The organism is Pedobacter sp. MC2016-15, assembly GCF_026239695.1.
Taxonomy (GTDB): domain Bacteria; phylum Bacteroidota; class Bacteroidia; order Sphingobacteriales; family Sphingobacteriaceae; genus Pedobacter.
This window is the reverse complement of the sequence record NZ_JAPIVS010000003.1, coordinates 761,457-782,914: the sequence shown is the minus strand read 5'-3', so window position 1 is coordinate 782,914 and position 21,458 is coordinate 761,457. Positions and strand designations below refer to the sequence as shown.

Below are 21,458 nucleotides of genomic sequence, written 5' to 3'. Positions count from 1 at the left end.
CTTTTTCATTAGGAATGATAATTATTGAAAAGTAATACTGGCGCCAAGGCTGTAGGTACGTGATCTTGGATAGCCCAGGTAGTCTATCCCCAGCGGTGGCGTACCCGAGGCCGTAACTTCCGAGTTCACTTCCGGGTCCAGCCCTTTATATCCTGTAATCACAAAAAGATTCTGACCGGTAACGAATACGCGCAGATTGGAGATATTTGAACTTTTCAATGGCACCGTGTAGCCTATCGTGGCATTATCCATTCTCAGGAATGAGCCACTTTCCAGCCAGCGTGAGGAGAATGCTTTTGGCTGATTGATCGATACTCCATCATTGATAACCGACTGCAGGGCATTCCTCCCCGGCAGGTTGTTCTTGTAGCCAAGGTTATTTGCTGTTCCATTGTAAACCAGGTTTCCATGCACCCCTCTCAGGTTCAGGCCAAGAGCCCATGCTCCCCAGGTAAAATTGTGACTGGTACCGTAGATAAATTTCGGTTGCGCACTTCCCAGCACCTGGTTGCCTGCCGGATCGTAGGTTTCCATCCCGTTATTGTCCAGTCCGGTGAATTTGCGTCCATAGAACGTTCCCAGCGGATAATCAGGCATAATCAGCTGCGCAAACGCCCCGGAAACAGTACCCTGCAGTGGTGCCTGCTGGATGTTGCTGCCTTTATACAGGTCGTTCGACAAGCTCAGTACCTTGTTCAGATTTCTGCTGAAGTTTACACTGGCATCCCATGAAAACTTACCTTTGGTCACTGCCGTTCCGCCGAGTTCCAGTTCTATACCTTTGTTTTCTACACTGCCTACGTTCGCAATCTGCGTACTCACCACAGCCGGTTGCGGCACGGCGATTCTGAGCAGAAGATCAGAAGTTTTCTTTTTGTAGTAGTCGAAGCTACCATGCAACCTGTCGCCAAATAAACCAAAGTTGAGCCCCAGGTTGAGCTGCGAAGTAGTTTCCCATTTCAAATCCGGGTTGGCAAATTGCTGCGGCAGAACAACAGTAATCCGCTGACCGCCGATGATATATCCGTTATTGCTGGGACCGAGGGTGGTGATGGAATTTAAGTTCCCGATCTCCTGGTTACCTGTAACCCCATAACTTACCCTGACTTTCAGGTCAGAAATGGCTTTCACTTTAAAAAACTCCTCCTGCGAGATCCTCCAGGCCACAGATCCCGAAGGGAAATATCCCCATTTGTTAAGCGCTCCAAAACGGCTGGAGCCGTCACGTCTGATGGTCCCGGTAATAAGGAAGCGGCTGTCATAATTATAGTTTATCCTCCCATACATGGAGATCAGCGTATTACTTTCTGCGGAACTGGCGATCTGATTTACTGTACTTGCGCCAGCCAGGGAGAACCATTTGAATTCATCGGACAGGAAGCCTGAGGCCACTGTACGGTTACTTTCACCATAGAAATACTGGTAAGAATAACCAGCGATGGCATCCAGCGCATGCTTGCCATAAGATTTGTTGAAACGGAGTACAGTTTCCATCAGCTTACTGTAATCGAAGAACTTCTGCACACTGGTATAACCATTAAAGCCATTGCCAATAGGATTATCCTTATCGATGTATGAATTACGGTCAGTACTCTGACGGGTATAACCGAGGCTCACATTCACACTCAGCGGGTCTATGATTTTATAGGAAGTCTGCAGGTTTCCCAGCAAACGCTGATTTGTTTTCTGATCGATCACATCTGTAGAAAATGATACAGGATTGATCCTGAAGGGAGGCACATGGTTATAGTTTCCGGCAGCATTATACACCTCATACGTAGGGTTAAACACATAGGCCTCATAATTCATACTTGTGCCGGCCTCTCCTCCTACTGTATTGGAAATAGGAGCCACATTCGATTTATTTTGTCCGTAGTTAAGCTTCAGGTCAAATTTCAAACGGTTATTTAAGGCATTGTGTGTAATATTCGTCTGTATATTGGCTTGCTGCAGGCTCGAATTGAGCACAATACCCTGCTGGTTTCCATAACCAATTGAGGTACGGTACAGCGTTTGATCAGAGCCACCGGATAGTGAAATGCTGTGGTCATTGCTAAAGGCCGAACGGAAGATTTCATCCTGCCAGTTGGTGCTGGTACCGCCATCAGCCAGAGGAAGATTTAATGAACTGACAATACCACGGTACTGATCTGCGTCCAGCACGGGCAGTTTTTTGGCCACCTGTGAAATACTAAGCTGACCGTTATAAGATACCATGGGTTTGCCGGCCTTACCATTTTTTGTAGTAATCACAATGACCCCATTGGCACCACGTGATCCGTATATCGCTGTAGCTGAAGCATCTTTCAAGACCGTCATGGACTCAATATCATTTGGATTCAATGTTTGCAGCGGGTTGATCGGTTCCTGATCAAACACATCCGTTCCCGTACCTCTGATATTGGCCTGTCCCAGACCCGCCGTGGTAGAGATCGGCACGCCATCAATCACATACAGAGGATCGTTAGAGCCTGTCAGTGAGGTACCACCCCTGATCCTTACTGTATTGGAGGTACCAGGCTTGCCACTGTTCTGCGAAACATTGACTCCTGAAACCTTGCCCTGCAACAGAGCCTGCGGAGATAACTGGGCACCTTTATTGAAATTCTCCGAGGTCAGTGCACTTACTGCCCCGGTGACGTCCTTTTGTTTCTGGGTACCATAACCCACTACGACCACATCATTCAATCCGTTATCCTGCATAGCAAGGCTCACCGAAATGGAAGTTCTGCCTTTAACAGGGATCTCCTGCGATTTAAAGCCTACAAAAGAAACGATCAGTACTGCCTCTTCCGGGGTCGTGATCTTAAAGTTCCCGGAACCATCTGAAATGGCAGTAGAAGTGCCGTTCTTTACTTTAATCGTAGCTCCGGGGATGGGCTCACCTTTCTCGTCGGTCACCTTTCCGCTGATCAGAATATCTTTCAGGCGTTCAGTCAATTCCGCAGGTTTTGCCATTGGGGAATCCTCTTTTTTCAGAGTGATCACAATGTTATCATTTAATATCTGCCAGGATAATGGCTGATCTTTAAGGCATTGGTCGAGTACCTTCCTCAGGTCTTCATTCTTCACTTTCAGCGTGATGGGCTTAAGCTTAGTGGAGAGACTGCTGTTATATAATATATTGACTTTCGTTTGTTTTCTGATTTCGGAAATGACTTCCGTTAAGGAGGCATCCCTGACGGAAACAGATATTTTTTGCGCAAATATTGCCGCTTTCAGCTGTAATACAGTAAGGGCAAGCAAGACAAAAGTGAACTTCATCCTTAGTAAAATTTGTGACAAAAGGTTGCTCTTATGCCTGATTCTAGTTTCAGCATTTTTTTTATACATTTGGTTACTTAGGTTAATTTGAGTAAAAGTAGAATTACACTGGATTTCCTAATTTGTCTCTCGGAGACAATCATCGGGGGGTCCTGCAAGACTCCCTGATTTTTCAGGCTGATATATATGATATACCTCTTTCAAGCGAGGACAATCGATTGCCCTTACCGCAAAAAAAATTAATCTCTGAGGGTCACCCTCCTTCCTTTGATATCGAATTTGAGATCGCTGATCAGTTCAAAACTTTTGAGAAGGGATGTCAGCTCCGAGGATTTCGAAAAAGTACCACCAAGACGCACATGACCTTTATTATGATATACGACATCTACATCATACCATCTGCTGATCAGCTTCATGATGGTTTGAATGTCCTGATCTTCAAAAATAAAATATCCATTCTTCCAGGCCATTACCTGATCCAGGGATACCTTCTGGATTTCAATTTCTCCCTTGGTTTTGCTGATCGTAGCTTGTTTACCAGGAACAAGCAGGTTGGTTTTTCCTGACAACTGGTTTCTCACACTTACACTACCCTGCAGCAGTGTAGTAGAAATAGCATTGTCATCATCATAACCTTTGACATTGAAATGCGTACCGAGAACGGTAATTTCCTGATTACCCGTCCGTACTTTAAATGGCATTTTTTTGTTGTGGGCCACTTCAAAATAAGCCTCCCCAGACAGCTCTACTTTGCGCTCCGTACCGGTAAAGACAGTTGGGTACCGCAGCCTCGAGTCTGCATTGAGCCAGACTCTGGTACCATCCGGAAGCTCAACTTCATACTGACCAGCTCTTGGCGTACTCAAAGTATTGAAAGCCATCTTCTTTCCTGCAGGGCTGCTGGTTTTGCCATAGCTCAGTTTACCAGCGGAGGTTTTGTAGATCTGTACACCGGCCTGCTGATTGATATAACCCAGAGCTTGCTCGTTCAGGTTCAGCTCTTCGCCATTGTCCATCGTCAGTGTTGCGCGGTTTCCACCCGGAGCAGTATGCGCCTTTACGATTTGTGGTTGCAGTGCCGGAGCTGCAGGCTTCCGAAAGAAAAGATAGCCCAGCGATAACATGGCGATCAGTGATGCGGCAATTCCGTAATAAAAATATTTTTTGTTTTTTCGCTCTCTGGCAATTTGATGATTGAAACGGTGCAGCAGTTTTTCTGCCAGCAGCTCTTCTCCCCCTTCTTCCGTTAGCCATCCCTGAAATTCTGAAGGATCAGCTTTTAATGAATGAAACCATTCATCAAGTTCCTGCTGCTCCTGAACGGTGATCTTTCGTTTCTGAAAACCGTTCAACAGCGCAGTTATACGCTCCATCTTTGTTGGCTTTTTCACAATATTTATACTTGGTTATATTAGTAATACGCTTTAGCCTGACGCAACCGTTACTCAATATTAATTTTTTTTTTCAAAGGAGGTTAACTACATTAGCCTCAACCAAATATTAAATTGATCAAACCACAGGAAAGCTTAACAGATGTGCAGCTCATCCAGCTTTGGCAGGATGGCAGTGCTGATGCCTTCGAATCTCTATACCGAAGGTACAGTCTCAAATTGCTGGCTATAGCCCTGGACAAAACCAGGGACAGGGAGCTGGCAGAAGAGCTGGTGCAGGATACGTTTATTTCTTTCTACCACAGCAAGGTCTCAGTGGCGAAGATGACCACGCCGATGGCCTTCTTATATATCATTTTAAAAAACAAGATCCTTAACCTGCATCGCCGCAACCTGGTGCATCAGCGCTATCAGAATTTGCTGAAACACAGTTTCAACGAGGCCGAAGAACATACGCAATCGCTGATAGAAACGCGCGAACTGGAGAAGTTGCTGCGGACAGAAATCGAAAAACTGCCTGAACAGTGCCGCAGGGTATTTCAGCTCCGCCGGGCACAGTTGCTGAGTAATAAGGAAGTGGCAGAACAGCTGTCGATATCAGAAAACACGGTTGAACAGCACATGCGCAAAGCATTAAGGCTTCTCAGAATTGCCTTTGTAAAACACGATGTGCTGATTATTGGTTTTTTGTTTGGAATTACAGGAACGCTATAAAACCGATCTTTAAACATTTTTCTTATTTAGGCTACAAAAGTCCTGATTTAGACTACAAAAACCCAGTGCTCTCAGTCCATCTTTGTGTTATCAAAAATCAAAGACAATAGATTATGGCACAAGAAAATGGAAAAAATAAAATCTGGTTTATTACAGGTGCTTCACGGGGTTTCGGCAGGGTCTGGACAGAAGCTGCATTGGAACGCGGAGACAAAGTTGCGGCGACTGCACGCCAGTTGTCGAGCATTGCCGGACTCAAAGAAAAGTATGGTGACAATGTGCTTACCCTGGAACTTGATGTAACCAATCACGATCAGGTGAAAGAGGCAGTCACAAAGGCTCATGAATACTTCGGCAGTCTGGATATCGTTTTAAATAATGCCGGATATTCACTGGTAGGCACCATCGAGGAAGCCAGCGCAGATGAGGTGAGGGCGATGTATGAAACGAATATTTATGGCCCTCTGGCAGTGATCAAAGCCGCCCTTCCTATTTTACGTAAACAGGGATATGGCCATATCCTGGGTACATCAAGCAATGTCGGGCATGTCACCTTGCCTGTAATCGGTTACTACTGCTCATCAAAATGGGCTTTTGAAGCCATTCACGAAAGTCTCGCAGCAGAGATTAAAGCATTTGGGATAAAAGTGACGATCATCGAACCCGGAGCCTACGCCACAGAGTTTGGCAGTCAGGAATCGCTGAAATTTGCCGAAGGCATGGACATCTATGGCGACTTCAAAGCTGAGTTTTTCCAGAGCCTGCAGCAAATGGACAGAGGAAACCCCGCAGCTACACCGGATGCGATTTTCAAAGTCGTAGATGCTGAAAACCCACCTTTACGTCTTCATATAGGTAAATATAACCTGACGGGCGTTCGTGAAGCTTACGCTGAGCGTATTGCTACCTGGGAAGCCTGGGAAGAGGTGGCAGTTGCCGCTCATGGTTAGAATTTAGTCATTAATTGATAACCGTTTGAACAGCGGTTATCAATTTAATATCTTTATATATGAAGAAAGACGAAAACAGTCCGCAGAAATTTACGTCACTATCAGATGCCCACCGGTCATTTGGTTTACCCATGCCCCTTCATCCGCTGATCAGTCTGATCAATGGTGCTATTGTAAGGGTAGCCCCTCCCCAGAATCATCTGCTGAGTTTTTACAAAATCTCCTACAAACCTAAGGTAAGCGGGAAATTGAAGTATGGCCAGAGTTATTATGATTTTGATGAAGGGGGATTGCTCTTTGCCTCCCCTGGCCAGGTGATTGGCAGCAATGACAATGATGCCAGTGTCTGCTCTGAGTATACGCTGCTGATTCATCCAGACTTCCTGCTGGGCTATGATCTCGCCAAAAAGATCAGGCAATACGGATTCTTCTCCTATTCCGCCAATGAAACGCTCCACCTTTCAGAATCTGAAAAAGATACGATCATGTCAATTTTCAGGTTTATGGATCAGGAACTCAAAGCGCGGACAGATGATTTCAGCCAGGATGTGATCATCTCACAGCTGGAGCTGCTGCTCAACTATGCCAACCGCTTTTATAAACGTCAGTTTATCACACGAAAAGCGGCGAGCAACGACTTGCTGCTGCGCATGGAGGAGATTCTCGATAATTATTTCGACAATGAGCAGTCGCTCAGCCAGGGTATCCCCTCTGTACAATACATTGCGGAGCAACTGAACCTCAGTCCCAGTTATCTCAGCGACATGCTGCGTTCTCATACCGGACAGAATGCACAGCAGCATATCCATGATAAACTGATTCAAAAAGCAAAAGAAAAACTGGCGAGTACACGTCTGTCGGTTAGCGAAGTTGCTTATGCCCTGGGTTTTGAGCACTCTCAGTCCTTCAGCAAGTTATTCAAAACAAAAACTGAGCTTTCGCCACTGGAATACCGGAAAACTTTCATCCAGAATTAGGAACGGAATTCATTAATTGACATTTGTCACAATGGTATTTTGATATATGTCCTCCTGTCCGCGTCCCAGACATCTCACCTTTGAGGGATACAAAATAACTAAAAACGTGAGATTAAAAAACAAAGTAGCCGTAGTTACCGGGGGTAATAGCGGCATAGGATTCGGGGTTGCAGAGGCTTTAAAAAATGAAGGTGCAGTAGGGACGATCACCGGCAGAAATCAGTCGACACTCGATGAGTCGCTGAAAGCACTGGGCAAAGGATTTATTGGCATCACAGGTGACGTCACCAATATGGATGACCTGGAAAACATCTTCAGCAAGACTGCAGATCAGTTTGGCAAAATTGATACACTGGTAGTGAATGCCGGAGGGATTGTGAATGGCATAGCAATGTCGGCCATTGGCGAAACGACTGAAGAAAATTACGATCAGTATATGGCGTTGAACTTAAAAAGCGCCTATTTTACCGTTCAGAAGGCCCTTCCCTTTCTGAATGACGGAGCATCAGTGATCCTCATCGGCTCCAGCGCCGCACATCGTGCCGCACCTGGCATGACAGTTTACGCGGCGGCAAAAGCTGCAGTGATATCCCTCGCCAAAGGATTGTCCCTGGATCTTTTACCGAGAAGAATCAGGGTGAATACCCTCTCTCCGGGTTCCATAGACACACCTGTATTTGGTAAAATTGTACCTGAGGAACACATCGATGCAGTAAAGAAACTCTGGATAGATACCATACCTGTCGGCAAAATGGGAAGACCTGCTGATATTGGCAAAGCAGCAGCTTTTCTGGCATCTGATGATGCTGCATTTATCGTAGGCACAGAAATTCTTTCCGATGGAGGTATGACCAACATCAGTTTGATGAATTGATAATGGCGTCTTTTTAAGAGGCATTTTTCTATAGAAATTTTGCGATGGACTACAGAATTTAAATAGCTTTGAAAAAAAGCTTCACGATGTTCGAATCCTTCGCAAAATATCTTGTAGATAAGGGTAGTCTCAGCCCTACTGAACTGGAACTGGTCAGGTCAGTATCAGTGCCAAAAAGAGTCCGTAAAAGCCAATACTGGCTGGAAGAAGGTACGCTGAGCAATGCGATCGGTTTTGTTGTGAAAGGCTGTTTCCGGCAGTTCCGCGTCGGACAGGATCAGCAGGAACATATCATGAGGTTTGCGATAGAAAACTGGTGGATTGCAGATTTTACCAGCTTTGACACCGGCAAGCCTGCCAGCAGTTATATCGAGGCGCTGGAAGACAGTGAATTGCTGGTAATTACTAAAGAAAACTTCAACCACCTGATAGATACTATTCCAAGTTTCAAGGTCATGATCGACAACCTGGAAACCAGAAACTTTGAAGCCCATCAGAATAGGATCTTCAGCAATATCAGTGAAACGGCCGATATGCGCTATGACAATTTCGTAAAGAAATACCCCACTTTATATAACCGAATCCCCCTTTATATGATCGCTTCTTTCCTGGGCTTAACACGCGAAACACTTAGCCGCGTGAGAAAACAAAATGTTAAAAAACTACTTATACTTACCATTCTATCCCTGATCTTCTGGTCTGCAAGTGTGCATGCACAGCAAATACGCAGCGCTAAGGGCAAGCCTAATGTTATAGTTATTTATTCCGATGATCAGGGCTCGCTGGATATGAATATTTATGGGGCAAAAGATCTCAGTACCCCAAACCTCGATCGTCTGGCACGAAATGGCACGAGGTTCAGCAATTTTCATTCAGCCTCTCCGGTATGTTCACCATCCCGGGCTTCTTTACTTACAGGCAGGTATCCGCAGAGGGCTGGTCTCGACAATAATGCCCCCAGTAGTCTGGGCGGCGAAGGGGGAATGCCAGGAAGCCAGTTTACCATGGCGGAGCTTTTTAAGAGTGGCGGCTATAAAACTGCACATATCGGAAAATGGCATATGGGATACTCCCCTGAAACCATGCCCAACCAGCAGGGCTTTGATTATTCATTCGGATTTATGGGCGGCTGTATCGACAGCTATAGCCACTTCTTTTACTGGGCCGGCCCAAACAGGCACGACCTATGGCGTAACGGTACAGAAATATGGGAAGATGGTAAATACTTTCCAAACCTGATGGTAGATGAAGCGGGTAAGTTTCTTGAGGACAATCAGTCCAGTCCCTTCTTTATGTACTTCGCGATCAACATGCCGCATTACCCGCTTCAGGGAGAGCAAAAGTGGCGTGATTACTATAAGGACCTGCCTGCACCACGCAGAATGTATGCCGCCGCGGTATCCACGATGGATGAAAAGATCGGATTATTGCTAAAAAAGGTGGATGAGCTGGGCCTCACTGACAATACAATTATTGTTTTCCAGGCCGACCAGGGCCACTCCACAGAGGAGCGTACTTTTGGCGGTGGCGGTTATGCCGGATCAAACCGTGGTTCCAAATTCAGTGTTTTTGAAGGGGGCATTCTCGCACCTGCAATCATCAGCTGGCCGGGACATATCCCAGTAAATACAGTAAGGGATCAATTCTCGACCAATATCGATTGGTTCCCTACACTTGCAGCATACTGCCAGCTCACCTTGCCTCAGCGAAAAATTGACGGCAAAAGCCTCGTTCAAGTGATTGCCTCCCCAAAGGCAAAATCACCGCACGAGGATTTCTTCTGGCAGTTTGAAGGGGCCAAGGGTAATCCGCAATGGGCGGTTCGTGAGGGCGACTGGAAACTGCTGCATAGTCCGAGAGAATCGAAACCCGCTGATCTGGATAAGGATAACTTCATGCTCGTCAACATCAAAAACGGGAGTACCGAGACCAGGAACGAGGCCGCGGAACATCCCGATGTGGTTAAACGTCTGCAGGAGAAATACCAGAACTGGATCAGGGAGGTATTTACCCAGTAAGTGTTTTATGCGAAAACCGGCGATCCCATGTACCTGGAGTTCGAACATTTCTTTCCATCAGCAGCTACGAGAAACATCCATACATGCGTAGTTTCTCCTTCGAGTATGATGTCGGTGATGTCTGCTGAACCATCACCCCTGACTCCGGCCAGCTTCAGATACCTGAATGCCCTGAGACGCAGGCCGTCGCGGAACGCCACTACATGCAGCCGGTCATTCATCTCTACCCCGAGCCTGAGCCGGCTGGGCACCTGCCAGTGTATCAACACCTTTTGGTCCTGCACTTCCAGCACGGGCCGGTAAAGGTCGTCCAGCGTACCTTTGCTGATCTGAATCTTTGCAGGATCAATCTCCAGGTTTGGATATTCACCTTTAAATGCCGTATGCCAGTTATATTTTATCGCGGCATTCATGCTGGTCATGTTTTTCCTTTTGACAGGAAATCCATCTCTGACCACCTCTGTAAACCTCCCCATATAGCGCGAGAGTATACCCATCCGCGAGCGTTGTGTTTTCGAAACAAGTTTCGGCGGTTTACTGGTTTTGCTGGGACGCGACCGCCCTATTTTCAGATGGCGCCACCTGTACATCACCGTCTGGCCCATCCTGCCGCGGAATTCGCCGGCGGCTCCTGGTTGATAATGTGCCATCTGTTATTTAATTTGAGACTGAGTAAGCTGGTAAAATGAACTGACCCAGGTAGCTGCTCGGAGAAACCCGCTTTCTATTGGCAGAAATAAAGGAGATATAGGTTTCCATTTTGGTAGCACTGTCATTTTTGGGCACATCAAGCTGATAGCTGCCGTCGGATCTGCTGATTCCTGTGGTTTGGAAGTCAGCTTTTTCCAGTTCCGGGAAATAAATGAGCAGCAAAACCTGATCATCGTTCCTGAATTCGTCCGGAATAAGTGCTGTATCCCAGCTGAAGCGCAGTCCGGCATCATTCTGAGTAACTTCCAGCGCTGGCGTTGGCTTCATATTACCGGCACTGAACTGTGCTTTGGTAAAATCAATTTCCTGGTTTGGATATTCCCCTGTGATGGCGGTACCAAGGGTGTACTTGAGCATCAGGTCATTGGGCGTACGCTGAAGGACTCTGCCTTCCGGTGCCAGTGAGATCTCGATAAACTCCTTCACAGGAGCGATAAACTTGTTTGTAATTTTAACGCGCTGACGGTGTTTTAACTGCGCCGGGCTGGCAGGTTTGTTTGATTTTCCAATCGTGCGTTTCACCCACTTGCCCATTCTTTTGTAATAAACTGTATTTCCTACTCTACCTGAGTAGCCATCACCTGAATTGTTGTCTGCTTTGGCCATAAAATAAAGAATTATGTAAATAATCAATTAATTAACACCAAGTTAAACAATTACAGCATAAAACACAAGAGCTTCAGCGTCATTTTTTTATGTCAATCGACTGATTCACAAACGTTAAACAGATACTTCACTAAGTATCTTAGGGAAAGTATAGGGTAAGTATCCGGTATATAACGGCTCTTTGAAAGGGGTTTGGAACGACTATGCTTCGACTTTCCGACGAGTTTGATACGTGATTTAGTCTACGGAAACCTGCTCCAAACTTCTTTCATACCCGGTATAAATTCCGGTTATATATCTGTTATACACCAGAAATAAAACACTGATTTATGTAGCAAACCCAAATCAAACCCAGCTTATACACTGCTCATTACCCTAATAATACTATTTCGATCTTAGCTTGTACCTGCGGTAAGAAACTACTGCCAGTAAAGCGACTACACTTATCGTCACATATACCCAGCCCGGAATCGGTACAGGATCTCCCTGTGCATAGGAATGCAGCCCTGTCAGGTAATAGTTTACCCCAAAGTACGTCATGATGATGACCGAAAAGGCCAGCAGCGAAAGCAGGTTAAATAAATATTTACTGCGCATCGCAGGAATCAGCCTCACATGCAGTACAAAAGCATAGACAATTACTGAGATAAAGGCCCAGGTCTCTTTGGGATCCCAGCTCCAGTAACGCCCCCAGCTTTCGTTGGCCCATATTCCTCCCAGAAAGGTTCCTACTGTCAGTAAAAATATACCTACAGTGAGCGACATCTCATTGACAATCGTCAACTCTACTACGGAAGCTTTTACCCTGGCACTGATCTTTTTATGGTCGATGATGTATAACAGCAATACTACTGTGCCCAGCAATGCACTCAGGCCGAAGAAGCCATAACTTGAGGTGATGATCGCCACATGGACCATCAGCCAGTAAGATTTGAGTACCGGAACCAGCGGGGTGATCTGTGGATTCATCTGTGAACCTCCGTGGGCAAATCCCATCAGGATCACCGCAATCAGACAGCCGGCAGCAGGGATAAAGGCATTACTGTTACGGTATAACAACAAGCCCGACATGACACCTATCCAGCTGATAAACATCACGGCCTCATAGCCGTTACTCCAAGGCTCATGACCTGAAATATACCAGCGCACGGCCAGTCCGTATAACTGTAAGAGCGCTGCGATACATATCAGTACCAGCACCACATTGATGGTTTTACGTAAACCTTTAGAGTTTTTAAACAAACTGCTGAAAGCCAGGGCAAGAATTACTGTTCCTAATAAAGCATAGGCAATCATCAGGTTTAAAAAGATGTTCCAGGAGTTATAGTTAACTTCCATATCAATCTTTGTCTGAGAAGGTACTACCGCTTTTCCGACTTGAAACTGCAGTTGTTTCAGCGCTTCCAGCTTCTGCTCAGGCAATGTCCAGTTACCTGACTTGGAAGCTTCATAAGTGCTCATGATATACTGCGTCGCCGGATTTGCCGTAGCTGTGCTGTCTGCCGCAGGAGTGGGCGGAGTGACCCATGTATTGTTGGCATCACCCGCAACCGGGAACACCCGCAGGTACTGCCCGTTCAGCACTTGCTGCATTACTTGCAACTTATCATTCAGTTCAATAATATCTTTATCGTAACCGTTTTGTTCAGAAGCCTTTTTTGCAAAAGCTTTCATATAATCATCTTTCAGGCGGAAATCTATGCTGCCATCCTTAGACAGCGTCAGGAGATTCACCATGGTCGTGTATCCTTCAGCATTGGCCTTCACCGCAGCGAGCAGACCTGGTCCGCCCTTGCTGCCCACCTTAATCAGCGGAACATTTACCCAGTCGAAAGGAAATGTAGATACAGCAAGGAAAAACTGATTGGCATTCAGGGTGTAGAACTTGTCTTTTTGATAGAGTTTACGTAAAATCTCGAGTGCCATCGTGTTTACCGGCTCGATACGGCCATCGATGTTCTGCACGAGCAATCGCCCAAAGCTGTCGGCATGCTGGCGGTCTGTGCGTACTGTAGTTGCAAATGATGCTGCATCCACGGCCTGTCCTGCGAGAATGCGCTGCATATCAGCCACGTGGTTGTGGTCAGTTGGCGCAGCAGCAGAAGGAGCCGTGCTGTCAGCGGCATGGTTATGCACATGTGGTTTGCCATCAGTGCCGTGCATGTCTATCTCCTGACTGAAAGCTGCGCCTCCCGGAAGGAGGATCATCAACAGCAATAAAGCCTTGGAACGCGATATTGTTTTCAGCTGTTCGTTCAGTTTGGAGAAGTGTGTGCCCTTCCAGAAAAGTGTTACGAAAAGTCCTGCGAAAAGCAATGTATAACCGATGTAGGTAATATTTGTTCCCCAGTAATCATGGTTTACAGAAAGTACGGTACCCAGTTCATCCTGGTCGAAGCTCGACTGGAAAAAACGGTAGCCATCTTCATCCAGCACATGGTTCATATATATTTTGTAGGGACGTTCAGTATGTCCATCGCGGATCATGATATCAGATGAATATGCCGCAGGACTGTTACTTCCGGGATATTTTTCCATTTTGAAATCTACCAGCTTCAGCCAGAACGGGGCTTTATAGATCTTGGAACCGTAGGCCATGGCAATTGGCAGTCCGGCGACCTCTCCCTGAAACTGAAAGTTGGTCATGCCTTTACCACCGTAAAAAGATACGGTATCCACTGCATTGGGGGTAGTTACTTCAACCTTCACCAGGTCCAGGTCATGCTCATGGCTGCGTTTATCACCTTCATAATAAATAATATTTCCGGGACTGGCAGGCTCAGGTACTACAAAGGCAAGTCCCCCGTAAGTATATAAACTTCTCAGGTGAAACTCCTGAGGCTGATTATCTGCCGGCACCACTTTTCTCTCCTGGGTAGCCATGATCATATAGTTACCTTCATAGGGCGAAGAGATCTTGTAACCCTCAAAGCCATCAGAGATATTGATAGCCCCCTGGGTTTGTTTATTATAGCTGATGATCATGTTATCAATCAGCTTTACCTCACCACTTTCAATATATTTATTGACACGTTTGCCATTCTCCAGCACCACCAGATGCAATACCGGTTTCCCTGCAGGGTTCAGCACCAGGGAGTCCTGCGCACGGGCATAAAAGTCTACTACCTTCATTTTTACCCTTGTGCCTTTGTAGTCATACTGCTGTACAAAAGTCTTTCTGAAGGATTTCAAATACCAGGGTACCTGGTTGGATATCAGTATCGCCGGTTTGTCGTCATAGGCCAGTGCCTGTTCGTTCTGACCGATCTGCACCTTAAAGAAAGTGGCGTCAGATACCACATCGTTGCTGCTCTCCCCTTCCCTGATATGCATTGAACCTTCAAAGCTGATATAACGTGTGACATATCCGCCGATGAAGATGATAATGAAAGCCAGGTGAAACACGAGCAACGGCAATTTTTTCAATGAGATCAGCTGGTATCTTTTGATGTTCCCGATAAAGTTGAGAATCAGGAAAAACATCACCAGTTCAAACCACCAGCAATTGTAAATCAATGCTTTGGCAACCGCTGTACCATAATCGTTCTCTACAAATGTAGCCAACGCCATAGAGAAGGCATAAAAAAGTAACAGGGCACCCATTGTGCGGGTAGAAAAGAGGATCTTGCTTAATTGTGATATCATTTGATGTGCCCGTTTTGCCGGACGGGCACAAATTGAATATTTTTTCCCCTACGGGATGAAATTTTTTGAGAAAAAGATACTTAGATGATATAACCTACTGCCCGGAATTGTTTTTTACCCATTCAGGATACGCCGTATTCAGCAATTTTGCCGGCCAGGTACCATACCAGGCATAACCTGCACTGCGCTCTGCCCCGATCTCCGCCACCGTCTTTTTTGGCTGGCTGTCCCTCCCTGTAAAAAATGGCTGATTGGTCTGTATATCATAAAAGCGTGCCCATATGGTGGAAGCAGGATTCTTACGAAATACACGGTCTTTGCCATTTGGTTTTGATGGATCATCAATAAACACAAATTCATATCCTTCAATCTTCACCTGATCAAACCATTGTACTGCCGCATTTACAGCGGTTTTCATCTCTTCAGAGGGATTCTTAAAGCGCATCAGGAAGAGGACAATGTTGACAGATTCACCACCACTGATTGAAGCCAGTTCAAAAGACCTGGCCTTGGCGGGTGCTAAAGTTTTCTCATCATACTGTGCACACCAGGCGCTGAGCCGGCCATTCGTCCTGATCTGGGTTTTCAGGATACAGTCTATTCCTTTTTGCACTGCATCGCCGGCGGGCTTAATATAGGCGGAGTTGACAACATCGAAGTCATTTGAAGCTTCCACAATATCCTGCATGATATCAAGCACATTGATCATGGCATTATCATTATAGGTGATCTGATGCCGGTAAAAATCTTTTTTCGGAAAATATTGCGGCCAGCCCCCATTGGCATATTGTGCCTTGAGCAGGTAATCTATTCCTTTTTCAGCTGCCCGGAGGTATTGCTGATTGCGTGTTCCCTTATAGGCTTTTACAAGATGCCTGATCTCCCTCGTCGTAGCAGAATTATCTATCGTTGCGTCATCATGCAGAGAGTCTGCCCTGATGGCCAGCTTGTCGGCGGGCGAAAGTGTCGTTTTATAATCTACCGGAATATTGATGACTGCTTTAGGCCATCCACCCACACTCCTCTGGTAGGTGATTATGTTTTCAGCGACAGGATCCAGGGCCTGTACGGTAGAAATTGTACCTGGCTTCCATCCCCTGAAAACAGTATTTAGAGAATATTCGCGGGCTGCAGCATCATCCAGCTGATGCGACCAGCTTACGCGTTGTTCCGGCTGGGCTCCGGGCCCTTTGCTTTTATATTCTGCATAATAGGCAGTTTTCTCGTTGCTTTGTTTTCCCCAGTTGCTCCAGCCCTCAGGACGGATCATCTCCCCCAGTTCGCATTTGATGAAAACCACTTTTGCATCCGGTCGCCATGGTCTGCCCAGATGAAAAGTATTTGCCGCAGCAGTACCCGTTATTTTGCAGTTCCTGAAAATATAGCCATATTTTGATGTGGAAGGTGTTGATGCTGCTGTGATATATCCGCCTTTTTTACAAAATATTTCACAGCCCTCAAAAACTACCGTTGCCGAACCAAATATAAAATCTACCGTTCCTTCGATATAACAATCCTTGTAGTACTGCCTTGAACCAGGGCCATAGGTATACAGCGTATCCTGAAAACCGAGCATCCGGCAGTTGACAAAACTGCACTGATCTCCTGCAACCCATAGTGCCACTGCCTGACCTACGGGGCCAGATGAATTTTCAAAAGTAATGTTCTCAGCACTGAAGCCGTTGCCATAGATAAAAAAACTTGACGATCCGGTTGTTCCGGGTGCCTTACCTTCACTATTTTTCTTTGAGGCATAATCATCATAGGTAAGAATGGTATTTTCAGCACGCTCACCCACAAATCTGACATTTTGTTTTGAAGCGGGGAGGATCAGCTTTTCTTTATAAATGCCCTTGCGGATGATAATCTTTGTGACACTGCGTTTAAAATCTTCCACCGCATTGATTGCTTCCTGTACGGTGCTGTAATCTCCGCTGCCATCTTTTGCTACGGTGATCTGAATGTCTTTCGCATATGCGCTGCTCAGGCTGAGCAACAAGAATACAATTGATAATAATCTTCTCATCATTAAAGTGTGTTGATCTCATAAATTTTACCAGTTTCGGTCTTCAGATCGTAGAGCATTGTCTCCTTCAGGGGAGCCGCTGCCTGCTGCACCACTTTTGGAGAAAGCAACGCTTTCTTTGGCTGATCAACCCTGAAAAAGCCGTTGGGATTTTCCTGATTTGCCGCAACTGGCTTTAAACCTGCTGTTTTACCGAGGGCATGCGGACTGCGCAGCCGGCAGTTGCCGCCCAGGGTAGACACAATCTTCACATGTTTTACCCTGTGATTTTCCCAGTCGATATCAATGACAAAACCGCCACGGGCTCTGAGACCTTTGATACTTCCCTTGTCCCAGGCAGCGGGCAGGGCAGGCAAAAGCTCAATCGCTCCATCCTGGCTTTGCAACAGCATCTCTGTGATGCCTGCCGTACAGCCGAAGTTACCATCGATCTGAAATGGCGGGTGGGCGTCAAAAAGATTGGGATATGTTCCCCCTCCCTGCCCTGATTGTACTTCCGGCGAAACCAGGTTGAGCTGGTCGGAGATGATCTTAAAAGCGTGGTCCCCATCCTTCATCCTGGCCCAGAAGTTGACCTTCCAGCCCATGCTCCAGCCTGTGGATACATCACCCCTGCTGATCAGCGTATTTTTTGCCGCGGCGAAGATATCGGGATTCCGGTATGGAGAAATCTGGTTGGCAGGATACAGGCCAAACAGATGGGAGATATGGCGGTGCTGATCATTCTTCCTGTCCCAGTCTTCGATCCATTCCTGCAGCTGCCCGAACTGGCCGATCTGCATCGGCGGCAGCAGCGCACGTTTTTGCTGCAGCACTTCCACAAAGGCCTGGTCCGTTTTCAACACTTCTGCAGCACGGATGGTATGCGAGAACAACTCAAAAACGATTTGGTTATCCATTGTGCTGCCATAAGTCAAACCTACGCCCCCGCTTTTTGCATCGGACATATACTTATTTTCAGGACTCATCGAAGGTGACACCACCAGCCAGCCATGGTCAGGCTCCTTCTGCAGGGCATCTACATAAAACTCAGCAGCTCCTTTCAGGATCGGATAGGCTTCCTTCAGAAATTTCTGATCGCCTGTATACAGGTAATGCTCCCAGAGATGCCTTGTCAGCCAGGCTCCTCCGTTAGGGAACATGCCGTAAAAGCCGCCATCTACAATTCCTGTGATGCGCCAGAGATCTGTATTGTGATGTGCCATCCATCCTTTGGCATGATAGATTTTGTCAGCACTCTCCCTGCCCGTCACCGCGAGCTCTTTCAGCATGTTAAACAGGGGTGTTCCCAGTTCTGAAAGATTTGCAGGCTCAGATGGCCAGTAGTTCATTTCTGTATTGATATTGATGGTATATTTGGAATCCCAGGCCGGTTTAATCCGGTCATTCCATTTCCCCTGCAGGTTCCCCGGCTGGTCACCTGGTTGTGATGATGAGATCAGCAGGTACCTGCCAAACTGGAAATACAGGGAGAGCAACTGCGGATCATATGTTGTTTTAAAGTTTCTGATACGCTGATCTGTCGGCAGTGCAGCCGATGCATTGCTTCCCAGATCCAGGCTTACCCTGTTATAATATTGCTGGTAAAACTTTACCTGTGCTGCGAGCTGACTGTCATAATCCTTCTTTACTGCCCTGCTGATGATACCTGCGGCTTTAATCTGCGGATCTACAGAGAGATCACGGTAGTTTTTGAAGTTGGTGGCAATAGAAACGTAGATGGTTGCCGAACTGGCACCGCTGACCTTAATACTGGTATCAGCAGCAGCAATCCTGCCGCCGCTGTTGACCACATTGATGAGCGTTACAAAGTTGATCTTCGCTGCCAGTCCCTCAGCCTCTGCGGGAGTACCCTGCATCCTGATTTGGTTGCCCTGAACACTGACAGCACTATTTTTTTGCACTTTTCCTGCTGCAATTTCAAAATTCAGCGCTCCGGCTTTACTCGCCTCCAGGTGTATCACAATTACGCTGTCCACAAAAGAAGCAAAGTAGGTACGTTTGTAATGCACGCCCCCGAGATCATATGAAATACTGGATACTGCTTTGCTGATATCCAGCTCGCGCCGGTAGTTGGTTACCTTGTCATGTCCCTTAAAGTTCAGCAGCAGGTTGCCTGCGGGCTGATAGCTCATGCCGTTTTGGGGCGACTTCATTTTTTCTTTTGATAAGGCCTGCGCTTCCGCATACTTCTTTTCAAATAATAACCTCCTGAGTTCAGGGATGACCAGACCCTGGCTGTCGGTCAGGTTATTGTGCGGTTGTCCCGTCCAGATGCTCTCTTCATTCAGTTGCAGCTTATCGCTGGCAGGCGCACCAAAGACCATTGCGGCAAGCCGGCCGTTGCCGATAGGTAGTGCCTCGTTGAAGTTGGTGGCAGGCTGGTCATACCAGAGTTTTAAGTTGCTCTGGGCAAAACTGCTGAGGGAGATTGCACAAATTGATAAAGTAATAAAGTATCGTCTCATAATTAATTTTTAATAACCAAAATCCTGTTTTAAGTTAGGATTTAAATCTGTAATAGTTTTGTGTATAGGCAGGACCTCGGAATGATTGGGCTGAAATGAACGTCCCAGTTTCTCAATAAAGCCTCCGCTGCTGGTATTCAGGCTTTGACGCCATTCTACCCGGATATATCCGTTGGGATTGGTAATCGCATTGTACAGGGGCGCAGGTGGTACGGCAGGCTCGGGAAGGTAGTATCCGGTTCCAGGATAAAATTCGAACTCCTCGCCTACATTGCGGTAATACAAATATTTCGGATACTGCGCTGCATTGATGAGACTGGTCATCACTGTTTTGGCTTCCTGCAACTTGGCACCCAGCAAATTCCACCTTACCAAATCATACTTCCTGATTCCTTCACCGCCAAGTTCCAGCGAGCGTTCTTTAACAATCGCAGTGAAAAAGCCCGCCTTATCCAATGGCGTACGACCCACTTTACTCAAGTCGGCACTGAAAGCCCTTCTTCTGACATCTTCAAATGCTCTAACCGCTGCAGCATCAGGGCCTGAGTTAATTTCGTTCACTGCTTCCGCATACATCAGTAAAATATCAGCGTAGCGAAGCATCACCCAGTTCATTCCCAGTGTCTGCGTTGCCCCGGCAATGATGGGTCTCCAGTCCCGCCTGTACTTTCCGTCGTTCATCTCCGTAACTCTTGCCGGGCTTTTCAGATTCCTGACGTCAATATTGTAATTGGAGATGGTCACTTCCCTCCTCGGGTCTGCCGGATCAAAAGCATAAAAATAGCTCGTCGTAGGGTTCTGTGCCCCACCGCCCGGGCCATAGCGCGAACCATCGGCAATGCGCGTTCCGCTGGCTCTGCCCAGCTTGCTGTCGAAGTTGGCGTTCCCCCCGCCCATGGCTACTTCCAGCATCCTTTCGCCATATACATTGTCCAGGACAAGTTCGTTCACCTTTTTCCATACGTCGTAAAAACTAGGGTTCAGGCTATGCTGGCCGGATTTCATAACGGTATCACATTCATCTCTTGCCATCGTATAATATTTCAGGTAATCCGGGAGACGTTCCATTACTTTAGATGTTCTCCTGAGCATATAGCCTCCGCGGAACAAGGCGATACGTGCACGCAGGCCCCTTGCAGCACCCTGAGTGATGCGTTCATCACTTACGGTTTCCTTTCTCCATGGCAGTAGTCTTTCGGCTATCAGCAGATCCCCCAATATGCGGTCGTAAATCACCTCACTATTGACTTTCGAGACATTGAAGTCCATACCGGAAACCGAAGGTTCAGTTTGCAGGGGCACATCTCCCCAGTTTTTTACCAGATCAAAATAGTAAATCGCACGCAGTGTCAGCGCTTCGGCATACATCCTTCTCAATTCTTTTTTATCTGCCTCAGTGCCGTTGTTATAGGCATTCATGGCCGGAATGTATTTGATACAAAGATTGGCACGCTCAATACCATTATAGCCCCTGATAAAGGTAGCGGGCAGTTCAGAATTTCCTGCATCAGCTACATAGCGGGCAAGTCCGCGTGCGCCGGCGTCCACATCGCCACTACGGGTAAATTCGTCGGTGTCATTGGGGAAAACAAGCGACTGCCGCTGGCCGTAGCCATCATCACCCGCCAGCAGCTGGTAAACGCCCATAATCGCAGAATTTACGCTGGATACATTGCTGAACACATCTTCAGGGGCGAAGGCCGACTGAGGTTTTACCTCCAGATATTTCTTGCATGAGAATATCAGTGTGGAGCAGACTGTTAAAACTACAGCCATATATTTGTTAAAAGATCTGAATTTCATAACCTGTATGT

The 21,458-nt window shown here is 46.7% G+C and carries 13 protein-coding genes; 5 read left to right on the top strand and 8 right to left on the bottom strand.

The genetic code is table 11. The annotated features are described in order from the left end of the window. Nucleotides 1-21 precede the first annotated feature (21 nt). The gene (locus tag OQY15_RS12250) at nucleotides 22-3,264 is read right to left on the bottom strand and encodes a TonB-dependent receptor (protein ID WP_265792046.1); all 3,243 of its coding nucleotides are present in this window, start codon (nucleotides 3,262-3,264) and stop codon (nucleotides 22-24) included. Nucleotides 3,265-3,503: 239 nt separating this feature from the next. Continuing rightward, on the bottom strand, nucleotides 3,504-4,637 hold the full coding sequence (locus OQY15_RS12245; protein ID WP_265792045.1) for a FecR domain-containing protein: 1,134 nt from the start codon (nucleotides 4,635-4,637) through the stop codon (nucleotides 3,504-3,506). A gap of 132 nt (nucleotides 4,638-4,769) precedes the next feature. Between OQY15_RS12245 and OQY15_RS12240 the strand changes: the two genes are divergently transcribed. The 5 genes from OQY15_RS12240 to OQY15_RS12220 all read left to right on the top strand — a co-directional run bounded on the left by OQY15_RS12240 (nucleotide 4,770) and on the right by OQY15_RS12220 (nucleotide 10,188). Continuing rightward, on the top strand, nucleotides 4,770-5,369 hold the full coding sequence (locus tag OQY15_RS12240) for an RNA polymerase sigma-70 factor (protein ID WP_265792044.1): 600 nt from the start codon (nucleotides 4,770-4,772) through the stop codon (nucleotides 5,367-5,369). Nucleotides 5,370-5,482: 113 nt separating this feature from the next. Beyond that, nucleotides 5,483-6,319 (top strand): SDR family NAD(P)-dependent oxidoreductase, encoded by an 837-nt coding sequence (locus tag OQY15_RS12235; RefSeq protein ID WP_265792043.1) that lies wholly within the window; start codon nucleotides 5,483-5,485, stop codon nucleotides 6,317-6,319. Nucleotides 6,320-6,378: 59 nt separating this feature from the next. Next, nucleotides 6,379-7,296: a helix-turn-helix transcriptional regulator gene (locus OQY15_RS12230; protein ID WP_265792042.1), complete on the top strand. Its 918-nt coding sequence runs from the start codon at nucleotides 6,379-6,381 to the stop codon at nucleotides 7,294-7,296. Nucleotides 7,297-7,402: 106 nt separating this feature from the next. Beyond that, entirely contained in the window at nucleotides 7,403-8,170 is a 768-nt protein-coding gene (locus tag OQY15_RS12225; RefSeq protein WP_265792041.1) for an SDR family oxidoreductase, read from the top strand. A gap of 86 nt (nucleotides 8,171-8,256) precedes the next feature. Continuing rightward, nucleotides 8,257-10,188: a sulfatase-like hydrolase/transferase gene (locus OQY15_RS12220; RefSeq protein WP_265792040.1), complete on the top strand. Its 1,932-nt coding sequence runs from the start codon at nucleotides 8,257-8,259 to the stop codon at nucleotides 10,186-10,188. Between the two features lie 5 nt (nucleotides 10,189-10,193). On the opposite strand, the gene OQY15_RS12215 is transcribed toward OQY15_RS12220, so the two are convergent. From OQY15_RS12215 to OQY15_RS12190, 6 genes are all read right to left on the bottom strand, one after another. Continuing rightward, nucleotides 10,194-10,838 (bottom strand): DUF6266 family protein, encoded by a 645-nt coding sequence (locus tag OQY15_RS12215; protein WP_265792039.1) that lies wholly within the window; start codon nucleotides 10,836-10,838, stop codon nucleotides 10,194-10,196. 7 nt (nucleotides 10,839-10,845) lie between these two features. Continuing rightward, nucleotides 10,846-11,505, bottom strand: a complete 660-nt coding sequence (locus tag OQY15_RS12210; protein ID WP_265792038.1) for a DUF6266 family protein — start codon at nucleotides 11,503-11,505, stop codon at nucleotides 10,846-10,848. 384 nt (nucleotides 11,506-11,889) lie between these two features. Next, on the bottom strand, nucleotides 11,890-15,150 hold the full coding sequence (gene ccsA / locus OQY15_RS12205; RefSeq protein ID WP_265792037.1) for a cytochrome c biogenesis protein CcsA: 3,261 nt from the start codon (nucleotides 15,148-15,150) through the stop codon (nucleotides 11,890-11,892). Between the two features lie 94 nt (nucleotides 15,151-15,244). After that, the gene (pelA, locus tag OQY15_RS12200; RefSeq protein ID WP_265792036.1) at nucleotides 15,245-17,179 is read right to left on the bottom strand and encodes a pectate lyase; all 1,935 of its coding nucleotides are present in this window, start codon (nucleotides 17,177-17,179) and stop codon (nucleotides 15,245-15,247) included. After that, nucleotides 17,179-19,644 (bottom strand): glycoside hydrolase family 95 protein, encoded by a 2,466-nt coding sequence (locus OQY15_RS12195; RefSeq protein WP_265792035.1) that lies wholly within the window; start codon nucleotides 19,642-19,644, stop codon nucleotides 17,179-17,181. The genes pelA and OQY15_RS12195 overlap by 1 nt, the downstream gene beginning before the upstream one ends. 9 nt (nucleotides 19,645-19,653) lie before the next feature. Further along, complete coding sequence (locus OQY15_RS12190) at nucleotides 19,654-21,447, bottom strand: RagB/SusD family nutrient uptake outer membrane protein (RefSeq protein WP_265792034.1); 1,794 nt, start codon at nucleotides 21,445-21,447, stop codon at nucleotides 19,654-19,656. Nucleotides 21,448-21,458: the final 11 nt, after the last annotated feature.

Bases quoted from the DNA above. Each gene is read 5' to 3' on its own strand.
- ccsA (WP_265792037.1), bottom strand. From the start codon at position 15,150: ATGATATCACAATTAAGCAAGATCCTCTTTTCTACCCGCACAATGGGT.
- OQY15_RS12195 (WP_265792035.1), bottom strand. From the start codon at position 19,644: ATGAGACGATACTTTATTACTTTATCAATTTGTGCAATCTCCCTCAGC.
- OQY15_RS12245 (WP_265792045.1), bottom strand. From the start codon at position 4,637: ATGGAGCGTATAACTGCGCTGTTGAACGGTTTTCAGAAACGAAAGATC.
- OQY15_RS12190 (WP_265792034.1), bottom strand. From the start codon at position 21,447: ATGAAATTCAGATCTTTTAACAAATATATGGCTGTAGTTTTAACAGTC.
- OQY15_RS12220 (WP_265792040.1), top strand. From the start codon at position 8,257: ATGTTCGAATCCTTCGCAAAATATCTTGTAGATAAGGGTAGTCTCAGC.
- OQY15_RS12215 (WP_265792039.1), bottom strand. From the start codon at position 10,838: ATGGCACATTATCAACCAGGAGCCGCCGGCGAATTCCGCGGCAGGATG.
- OQY15_RS12230 (WP_265792042.1), top strand. From the start codon at position 6,379: ATGAAGAAAGACGAAAACAGTCCGCAGAAATTTACGTCACTATCAGAT.
- pelA (WP_265792036.1), bottom strand. From the start codon at position 17,179: ATGATGAGAAGATTATTATCAATTGTATTCTTGTTGCTCAGCCTGAGC.
- OQY15_RS12210 (WP_265792038.1), bottom strand. From the start codon at position 11,505: ATGGCCAAAGCAGACAACAATTCAGGTGATGGCTACTCAGGTAGAGTA.
- OQY15_RS12250 (WP_265792046.1), bottom strand. From the start codon at position 3,264: ATGAAGTTCACTTTTGTCTTGCTTGCCCTTACTGTATTACAGCTGAAA.
- OQY15_RS12235 (WP_265792043.1), top strand. From the start codon at position 5,483: ATGGCACAAGAAAATGGAAAAAATAAAATCTGGTTTATTACAGGTGCT.